9 protein-coding genes and 2 pseudogenes are annotated in these 9274 nt (G+C 61.6%); 8 read left to right on the top strand and 3 right to left on the bottom strand.

Translation table 11 applies throughout. From position 1 onward, the window contains the following. Both AWB81_RS04165 and AWB81_RS48480 read right to left on the bottom strand, forming a co-directional pair. The coding region (locus AWB81_RS04165) for a benzoate/H(+) symporter BenE family transporter (RefSeq protein WP_235025710.1) at nucleotides 1-869 on the bottom strand (869 nt) is incomplete at its 3' end. A gap of 45 nt (nucleotides 870-914) precedes the next feature. Further along, nucleotides 915-1308 (bottom strand): annotated as a pseudogene (locus AWB81_RS48480) (LysR family transcriptional regulator); the annotation flags it as partial. Between the two features lie 176 nt (nucleotides 1309-1484). Between AWB81_RS48480 and catA the strand changes: the two are divergent. The 7 genes and pseudogenes from catA (at nucleotide 1485) to AWB81_RS04125 (ending at nucleotide 7492) form a co-directional block, all read left to right on the top strand. Next, nucleotides 1485-2420 carry a catechol 1,2-dioxygenase gene (catA, locus tag AWB81_RS04155; RefSeq protein WP_062632628.1) on the top strand — a complete coding sequence of 312 codons (936 nt, stop codon included), beginning with the start codon at nucleotides 1485-1487 and terminating at the stop codon, nucleotides 2418-2420. Nucleotides 2421-2530: 110 nt separating this feature from the next. Continuing rightward, nucleotides 2531-3889, top strand: coding sequence for a Rieske 2Fe-2S domain-containing protein (locus AWB81_RS04150; protein WP_062632627.1), 1359 nt, complete (start codon nucleotides 2531-2533; stop codon nucleotides 3887-3889). Further along, nucleotides 3886-4374, top strand: coding sequence for a benzoate 1,2-dioxygenase small subunit (gene benB / locus AWB81_RS04145; RefSeq protein ID WP_062632626.1), 489 nt, complete (start codon nucleotides 3886-3888; stop codon nucleotides 4372-4374). The genes AWB81_RS04150 and benB overlap by 4 nt, the downstream gene beginning before the upstream one ends. A 40-nt stretch (nucleotides 4375-4414) precedes the next feature. Continuing rightward, nucleotides 4415-5437, top strand: a complete 1023-nt coding sequence (benC, locus tag AWB81_RS04140) for a benzoate 1,2-dioxygenase electron transfer component BenC (RefSeq protein WP_062632625.1) — start codon at nucleotides 4415-4417, stop codon at nucleotides 5435-5437. After that, nucleotides 5434-6210, top strand: a complete 777-nt coding sequence (benD, locus tag AWB81_RS04135; RefSeq protein WP_062632624.1) for a benzoate diol dehydrogenase BenD — start codon at nucleotides 5434-5436, stop codon at nucleotides 6208-6210. Before benC ends, benD begins: the two co-directional genes overlap by 4 nt. A gap of 48 nt (nucleotides 6211-6258) precedes the next feature. Next, nucleotides 6259-6657, top strand: a pseudogene (locus AWB81_RS04130) (RidA family protein). Between the two features lie 436 nt (nucleotides 6658-7093). Continuing rightward, nucleotides 7094-7492: an FKBP-type peptidyl-prolyl cis-trans isomerase gene (locus AWB81_RS04125; RefSeq protein ID WP_062632643.1), complete on the top strand. Its 399-nt coding sequence runs from the start codon at nucleotides 7094-7096 to the stop codon at nucleotides 7490-7492. A 43-nt stretch (nucleotides 7493-7535) separates the two neighbouring features. On the opposite strand, the gene AWB81_RS04120 is transcribed toward AWB81_RS04125, so the two are convergent. Then, nucleotides 7536-8225: a glycine zipper 2TM domain-containing protein gene (locus AWB81_RS04120; protein WP_062632623.1), complete on the bottom strand. Its 690-nt coding sequence runs from the start codon at nucleotides 8223-8225 to the stop codon at nucleotides 7536-7538. A gap of 188 nt (nucleotides 8226-8413) precedes the next feature. Here AWB81_RS04120 and AWB81_RS04115 point away from each other — a divergent pair, with 188 nt between their 5' ends. Beyond that, on the top strand, nucleotides 8414-9274 hold the full coding sequence (locus AWB81_RS04115; RefSeq protein WP_062632622.1) for an MBL fold metallo-hydrolase: 861 nt from the start codon (nucleotides 8414-8416) through the stop codon (nucleotides 9272-9274).

The following is a 9274-nucleotide window of genomic DNA, read 5'->3' as shown; positions in this document are numbered from 1 at the left end:
TGTAATTCGATGCGCCGAGTACACCGACAAACACGTGCGCACGAAACGCAACGCCACCGCGCCCGTCCAGGATCGGCCGCAATCACGATCGTTATGCCGCCCGAGAAGGCGACCAAAATCGATGCCAGGCTGGTTCCTACCAGAACCGGACGAGTCGGCGTGTGATAACCGGAGGCCCGCAATATCGCGAAGCCAGGCAAGAATTGGCCGGTCAGGCTAACAATAATCAGAGGCACGGCCAGGCTCACTGTTGACTGCCAGGTCCAGGTCGGCATCGTGAAGACCGGCCGAGTGACGTGAAGACTGACCGACTCCAGATTCGTCAAGCCGAGCCCGACCGCGAGTGCGCATCCGAACGCCAGAACGAGGATGAGGCAGTAGCGCGTCGCCCATCGACGGAAGACGACATAACTTGCGAACATCCCCAGCGCAAGCCAAGGGGTGACGGCAATCGATTTGAACAGATTGGTGCCAAACTGAAAGAGAATGCCGGCCATCATCGCGCAGGCAATGCCTTTCGGTATGCGCCTGACTATCTGGTCAAACAACCCGGACACGCCAAGCACGAAGATGCACAAGCCGGCGACGATGTATGCGCCGATTGCCTCACTTACCGGCATCCCTGGAAATACAGTAACCAGCAAGGCGGTCCCGGGCGCGGACCATGCCGTGATGATCGGCTGCTTGAGCCACCAGCTCAAAGCGATTCCGGAAACTGCCGCACCCATCGAAATCGACCAGACCCACGATGCGACGACGTCATTGCCGACATGCGCGGTACGGGCCGCCTGAAAGAATATCGCAAGCGGTCCGGCATAAGAGATGATGACGGCAAGCAGCCCGGCAGTGTCGAGCGCACGCATGCTCATGATGACGGGCGATACCAGAGTAGGGTCGTCCAGTTCCTTGTAGCTGATCTGGTCCATCGTCGACATCTCGTGGAGGCTGAGTTCGACGGTGGTTCTCGTCGCGGAAGCGGCGGATGATTTTGGGCAGCATTCCGTACAGCGTCGAACCCACGAAACCGACTGAGAGGCTGCGCTCGATATTGCCCACGCGCCTCGTCATTGATTCGAGTTCGGCGGTCTGAGCCAGTAACTGCACGGCATGCGAATAAAAGAACTTACCCGTCTCCGTCAGCTTTAGCGGGCGTGAGTTGCGCTCGAACAGTTGAACCCCGAGCGTCTCCTCGAGTTGCTGTATCTGACGGCTCAGAGGCGGCTGGGCGATGTGCAGTCGCTGCGCCGCGCGCGTGAAATTGCGTTCGTCGGCAACCGCTACGAAATATCGGAGATGTCGCAGCTCCATCTCAATACCTCCTGGATATTGCCCGATACTAAATCAGTGTTGGACCGGGCTTCCTGACGTCCATTATCCTGCCTTCACGCTCTGTTTCACCACCTGATTATACCTTCTGAGCATACACAGGTCGGTGCTGAAACAAGGGTTAACCCCACCATAAAATAGCGAGATCAGGAGCAGACATGAACGTGAAAGTGTTCGATACGAAGGAAGTGCAGGACCTGCTGAAGGCCGCTGCCAACCTCGGGAGCCAGGACGGCAATGCTCGTGCGAAGCAGATCGTCCATCGCCTGCTCGGCGATTTGTTCAAGGCCATCGACGACCTTGACATGACGCCCGATGAAATCTGGGCCGGCGTCCACTATTTCAACAAGCTCGGCCAGGACGGCGAAGCGGCGTTGCTTGCTGCTGGTCTCGGACTGGAGAAGTACCTCGACGTTCGGATGGATGCCGCGGACAAGGAGGCTGACATCAACGGCGGCACGCCGCGCACGATCGAAGGCCCACTGTATGTCGCCGGTGCGCCGGAGCGCGAAAGCGTATCGAAGATCGACCTCGATCCCGATGCGGAGTCCGGCCCGCTCGTCATCCGCGGCACCGTGACCGGCCCGGACGGCAAGTCCGTCGCTAATGCGCTCGTCGAATGCTGGCACGCCAACTCGAAGGGCTTCTATTCGCACTTCGACCCGACCGGCGCGCAGAGCGACTTCAATCTGCGCGGCGCGGTGAGAACGGGTGCCGACGGCAAGTACGAGTTCCGTACGCTCATGCCGGTGGGATACGGCTGCCCGCCGCACGGCGCGACCCAGCAACTGCTGGACACGCTCGCCCGTCATGGCAACCGTCCGGCGCATGTGCACTTCTTTGTTACCGCCGACAAATGCCGCAAGCTGACGACGCAAATCAACATCGAGGGCGACCCGCTGATCTGGGACGACTTCGCCTACGCCACCCGCGAGGATCTGATTCCGCACGTCGTCGAAAAAAGCGGCGGCGCGGCGCTCGGCCTGAAGGCTGATACCTACAAGGAAATCGAGTTCGACATCCAGATGACTCCGCTCGTCCAGGGCAAGGACAACCAGCTTGTCCATCGCCTGCGCGCGTCAGCCACGGCGTAACAGCTCGAAGCGGCGGCACTTCTCAACACGGCCGCCGCTCAATTCCTCGCAAGATCATTCGACACCGATGCAAGGGCTCCATGGTTGGGGCACGCATAGGGAGAGCACACATGTCCGCCATTACCGACAAAGCCAAGCAACTGGATGAACTCCTGCACACCGCCGTTCAGGATGACAAGCAGGCAGGCGTATTCCGTTGCCGCCGCGACATCTTCACCAACGCCGATTTGTTCGAACTGGAGATGAAACATATCTTCGAGAGCAACTGGGTGTATCTGGCGCATGAAAGCCAGCTCGCCAACAACAATGACTACTACACCACATGGATTGGCCGCCAGCCCGTGGTCGTCACTCGCGACAAGACCGGCGAACTGCACGCGGTCATCAACGCCTGCGCGCACAAGGGTGCGATGCTGTGCCGTCGCAAGCATGGCAACAAGGGCAGCTTCACCTGTCCGTTCCACGGCTGGACTTTCTCCAACGCGGGCAAGCTGCTGAAAGTGAAGGACAACAAGACGACCGAATATCCGGTGCAGTTCAATACTCACGGCTCGCATGACCTGAAGAAGGTCGCGCGCTTCCAGAGCTATCGCGGCTTCCTGTTCGGCAGCCTCAACCCGGACGCGATGCCGCTGGAAGACTACCTCGGCGAGACCAAGGTCATCATCGACCAGATCGTCGACCAGGCCCCGGAAGGGCTCGAAGTGCTGCGCGGCAATTCCTCGTACATCTACGACGGCAACTGGAAGATGCAGATGGAGAACGGCTGCGACGGCTACCACGTCAGCACCGTGCACTGGAACTACGCCGCGACGATGGACCGGCGCAAGGAAGACGGCACCAAGGCGGTGGATGCGAACAGCTGGAGCAAGTCGGTCGCCGGCGTGTACGGGTTCGAACACGGACACATGCTGTTGTGGACCAAGACTATGAACCCTGAAGTTCGGCCGGTCTATCAATACCGCGAAGAAATCAAGGCGCGTGTCGGCGAAGCCAAGGCGGAATTCATCGTCAACCAGACGCGAAACCTGTGCCTGTATCCGAACGTGTTCCTGATGGACCAGTTCAGCACCCAGATTCGCGTGATCCGCCCGCTCAGCGTAGACAAGACCGAAGTCACCATCTTCTGCTTTGCCCCCAAGGGCGAGAGCGGAGCCGACCGCGCCACCCGCATCCGTCAATACGAGGATTTCTTCAACGTCTCGGGAATGGGCACCGCCGATGACCTCGAAGAGTTCCGCGCTTGCCAGAATGGCTATGCCGGCACCACGGCGATGTGGAACGACCTCTCGCGCGGCGCGCCGTTGTGGGTCGACGGCCCGGACGAGAACGCGAAGAGCATGGGCATCAAGCCGGCTATCTCGGGCGAGCGCAGCGAAGACGAAGGCCTCTTTGTGTGCCAGCACGAATACTGGGTGCAAGTGATGCGCGACGCACTGAAAAAGGAACACGAGGAGGCACTGGTATGAGCTTCGACTACCAGACAATCTGCGCCGTGCTGTACCGCGAAGCGCGGCTGCTCGACGACCGTCAGTGGGACGAATGGCTTGCCTGCTATGCCGAAGACGTCACCTACTGGATGCCGGCGTGGGACGACGACGACCAGCTCACCGATGACCACGAGAGTCAGATCTCGCTGATGTACTACCCGGACCGTGGTGGCCTGGAAGACCGTGTGTTCCGCATCAAGACCGAGCGCAGTGGCGCTTCGATGCCCGAACCGCGGACCAGTCACAACGTCACCAATGTGGAAGTGCTGGCCGAACGCGACAACGAAGTCGACGTGCGCTACAACTTCAACACGCTCAATCACCGGTACAAATTCAACGACCATTTTTTTGGCACGATGTTCGTCACCTTGCGCAAGGTCGACGATGCCTTGTTGATTTCCAGCAAGCGAATCGTGCTGAAGAACGACTACATCCGCCAGGTGCTCGACGTTTATCACGTTTGATAACGAGCGTCGGAGGAAACTGGAAGTAGAGGAGACAAACATGTCGAGCTACAACGTTGCACTGAACTTCGAAGACGGCGTGACCCGCTTCGTCGCATGCAAGCCGGGCGAGAAGGTGCTTGATGCCGCCTTTCGCGCGAAAATCAACCTGCCAATGGATTGCTCCGATGGCGTGTGCGGCACCTGCAAGTGCCGCGCCGAAAGCGGCAGCTATGACCTCGGCGACGAGTACATCGAGGACGCGCTGAGCGAGGACGAGAAGGACAGTGGCCTCGTGCTCACCTGCCAGATGGTGCCGCAAAGCGATTGTGTGATTGCAGTGCCGGCCTCTTCCACTGCATGCAAGACCGAGCAGAGCAGGTTCGCCGCGACGGTGTCGAAGGTCGAACCGCACAACGATGCAGCCGTCGTGCTCGAACTGGACGTCGACGCCACCGCGCCCGTCTTCCTGCCCGGCCAGTATGTCAACATCGATGTCCCCAGCAGCGGGCAGTATCGGTCGTATTCGTTCTCGTCGGCGCCGGGTCAGTCGAAAGTCAGCTTCCTGATCAAGCGGATTCCCGGCGGAGTGATGAGCACCTGGCTCGATTCCGCACAGCCTGGCCACAAGCTGGAACTGACCGGCCCGCTCGGCAGCTTCTATCTGCGCGCCGTGGAGCGGCCATTGCTGTTCCTCGCTGGCGGCACGGGCCTGGCACCGTTCCTGTCGATGCTGGAAGTGCTGGCGCGCGCTGATTCGCGGCAGAAGGTTCACCTCATTTACGGCGTGACGCGCGACCTCGACCTGGTGCAGGTCGATTCAATCGATGCGTACACGAAGAAGCTGCCGAACTTCAGCTTCTCCACCGTCATAGCCGATGCGGAATCGAACCATCCCCGCAAGGGCTGGGTGACGCAGCACATCCCGGCCGACGCGCTGAATGATGGCGACGTCGACGTCTACCTGTGCGGTCCGCCGCCGATGGTCGATGCGGTACGCAAGCATTTCGACGACAACGGCGTGAAGCCCAACAGCTTCCACTACGAGAAGTTCACACCCAACGCAGCACCGAGGACCGCATGAACACGCAACGATTCGCTGGCAAAGTCATGATTGTGACCGGAGCGGCGCAGGGCATCGGCCGCGGCGTGGCGCTGGGTGCGGCGGCCGAGGGCGCCAGGGTGCTGTTCGTCGATCGCGCCGACTTCGTTTCCGAGGTTGCCGCCGAAGCGAAAGGCGCAGAAACGGCCGGGTTCGTCGCCGACCTCGAGACATACGAAGGCGCGGCATCGGCGATAGCATTTGCAGTGCGCGAGTTTGGCGGTATCGACATTCTGGTCAACGGTGTCGGCGGCGCGATTCGCATGCGTCCGTTCGGCGAATTCGAACCTGCACAGATCGACGCGGAAATTCGCCGCTCACTGATGCCGACGCTGTACGCGTGCCATGCGGTATTGCCGCATCTGCTCAAGCGCGGCGGCGGGACCATCGTCAACGTCTCCTCGAATGCCACGCGCGGTATCCGCCGCGTACCGTATTCGGCGGCGAAGGGCGGAGTCAACGCGATTACGCAGTCACTGGCGATGGAATACGCGGAGCACAACATCCGCGTGGTCGCCACCGCGCCGGGCGGGACCGCCGCGCCTCCGCGACGCGTCCCGCGCAATACCGCCGGCGACAGCGAGCAGGAAAAAACCTGGATGGGCGACGCGGTGAAACAGGTCACTGAATCGACCTTTTTCAAACGCTACGGCAGCATCGACGAACAGGTCGCGCCGATTCTGTTCCTCGCTTCGGATGAGGCAAGCTATATCACCGGCACTGTGTTGCCAGTCGCCGGTGGCGACAATGGCTAACCCCTGCTGGCAATCGCCATCATCGAACTCTTGTAGGAGGCGCATTCCGTGATCGAGCGCAAAGCCATTGTTCCCCCGGGAATGGAAGCAGTGTACGAGAAGATCCGCTACGCACCTGCGGTCAAGGTCGGCAACACGATTTACGTGTCCGGTCAGATTGGTCGCGACGCGGCCATGCAACTTGTCGAAGGTCGCGAAGCGCAAATGGTCCAGGCTTTTGAGAACCTCAAACTGGTGCTGGAGGCCGCAGACGCGTCGCTGAACGATGTAGTCGACCTGACCACGTTTCACACCGACATGCGCGATTTGCCGTTATTCATGCAGGTCCGTGACCGCTACCTCACTACGGAGCCGCTACCGGCCTGAACGGCGGTGGGCGCTCATATGCTTGGCGGTTCGGCGGGCTACATCGTCGAGATCAAGGCTGTGGCTGTATTGGCCGAGTAACCTTCGAGCGATCGCATAGCGAACCCGTCGTCATCGTCATCGGCAAATACAACTCGGGCAAGCGTCGCCTGCTCAACGAGAAAAAGAAAAGCCGGCCAAAGCCGGCTTCCAAAGCTTGTTGTGATGAAGGCTGCGGCCTCGCGGCCAACGGGCCTGACTGGACTGTCGGCAAAGATTCGCGCTGCATCGCGCTGTGCTTTGCCGACAGATCAACCGCCCCGCCCTTCTATTTATTGGTCCATGCGCCAACTTTCCCCCGAGCGCGCAGCCAGTATTTCGCAACTTCCGCCGGACGAACGTGCGATGCCGAACGTTCAGACGAAAGTCCATGGCGCCGCCGGATCATGGCATCACGTGGCCGACCGGGGACGAACATCGACCGAAGCGATGGATGCACACCGATATAATCGGTCCGCCATTCAACGAGGACATTCGCATGAAAAAAATCATCGCTCTGCTCGCCGCTTCAGCCGCTGTTTCGACCGCGTTCGCCGCCGGCACCACCGAGAAGCTGCCGTCGGGCGTCGTGGTCGAACAAATCAAGCAAGGCACCGGCCCCCAACCGACCGCGGATGACGTCGTACGCGTCAACTATCGCGGCACGCTCGCGAACGGCACCGAATTCGACAGTTCGGACAAGCACGGCGGCCCTGCGGCGTTCCCGCTCGGTCGTGTGATTCCGTGCTGGACGCAAGGCGTCCAGAAGATGAAGGTCGGCGGCAAGGCGAAGCTGACGTGCCCCGCCGCGACCGCCTACGGCGAGCGCGGCGTCGGCGTGATCCCGCCGAACAGCGACCTCACGTTCGAAGTCGAGCTGCTCGGCATCGGCAAGTAACGACAACGGCGGCGCAAGCCGGATCGATGAAACTCGCTGACGCTCACGACGCGACCAGCGATCCGCCCGAGACGCGCACGCGCTGCCCCACCTGAACGCCTGGATCGGCCTGGTAGTCGAAGCTGCGATAGCTGCCGTCCGCCATGCGGACCTGAACCTGCCAGGTCGTCGACTTGTGCACCGCGTGCTCGATCGAATTGCCGGCGAGTCCTCCGCCGATCGCGCCGATGAGCGTGGCAGCGGTCCGTCCGCGTCCATTGCCGATCTGCGTTCCCGCCAGACCGCCGACGACCGCGCCGCCCACCGCGCCAAGGCCGGTTGTCGGCTGGGCGGATTGCACGGCATTGACAGAGACGACCTGTCCCGCGCTCGCATCGATGGCGGGCGCGAGCGCCGCGGGCGAAGTCGTCGGCGCGAGGGACGCCTCTCCGGGTACATACCCCGGCTGCTGATTCGCCGGCTGGCGATGCGGGCGCGGCGCGGGCTGCGCGACAGCCGCAACGCGCGGAGCGGGCTGCGACGCTTCATTGCGTGAAGCCGACGCGTTGCTGGCTTGCGAATCGACCAGCGGCGACGCGGTAACCGTCGACGAGACGGCCTTCGATGCGGGCAACAGGCCCGTCATCGCGGCGACGCCGGTTCCGCATGCAAGGATCACCGCAACCGCCGCAGCGGCGACGAGCGGATGAATACGACTGGGCGTCGATACGGACACATTGGGGGAAGCGCTCATCTCGGCAATCTCCTGAAAGGATGCTGCCCGATACAACGCCGCTCGCGCCGTGCGGGTGTACTTTCAAGTCGTGTCAGTTGTAAGCAAATGTCGTGGCGGACCCGCGCCGGCAGCGCCAACGCGCCGGTGTCCCGTGCATACTATCGACACAGCCAGCACAACCGATTTCGTCGGGAGGGAAAACGATCGTGCAGCCGTCCGTCCAGCCTTTCTTCGATCTCAACACCGGCACGATGACTTACATCGCGTACGAGAAACCCGGTTCGGCATGCGCCATCGTCGATTCGGTGCTCGACTACGACCCCAAGGCCGCGCGCACGTCGATGCGTTCCGCCGATGCCGTCATCGCGTTCATCCGCGAAGCGGGCCTCACCGTCGAATGGATTCTGGAAACGCATGCGCACGCCGATCATCTGTCGGCGGCGCCTTATCTGCAGCGGCAACTGGGCGGGAAAATCGCGATCGGCGAATCGATTCGCACCGTGCAGGGCGTGTTCAAGAAGATCTTCGATCTCGAACCGGAGTTTCAGCTCGACGGATCGCAGTTCGATCATCTCTTCGGCGACGACGAGCGGTTCATGATCGGCGAGCTGGAGGCATCGGCGATGTACGTCCCGGGCCACACGCCCGCCGACATGGCGTATCACATCGGCGATGCGGTATTCGTCGGCGACACGCTGTTCATGCCGGACGTCGGCACCGCGCGCTGCGACTTCCCGGGCGGCAACGCGCGCACGCTGTTCCGCTCGATCCAGCGGCTGCTCGCGCTTCCCGACGAAACACGCCTGTTCGTTTGCCACGACTATCCGCCTTCGGCACGCGAGCCGCACTGGGAGACGACGGTCGGCGCACAGCGCGCGGACAACATTCACGTCGGCGCGGGCAAGACGGAAGACGAATTCGTCGCCATGCGCGAAGCGCGCGACGCCACGCTCGACATGCCGACGATGATCCTGCCGGCAATCCAGGTGAACATCCGCGCGGGGCAGCTTCCGCACGCGGCCGGCAACGGCACCACGTACCTGAAGATTCCGCTGAACGCGCTGTAG

Source organism: Caballeronia arationis (assembly GCF_001544975.2).
In the GTDB taxonomy this organism is placed as follows: Bacteria; Pseudomonadota; Gammaproteobacteria; order Burkholderiales; family Burkholderiaceae; genus Caballeronia; species Caballeronia arationis.
Note: the sequence above shows the minus strand (reverse complement) of the source record. Positions and strands in the feature narration are given on the sequence as shown.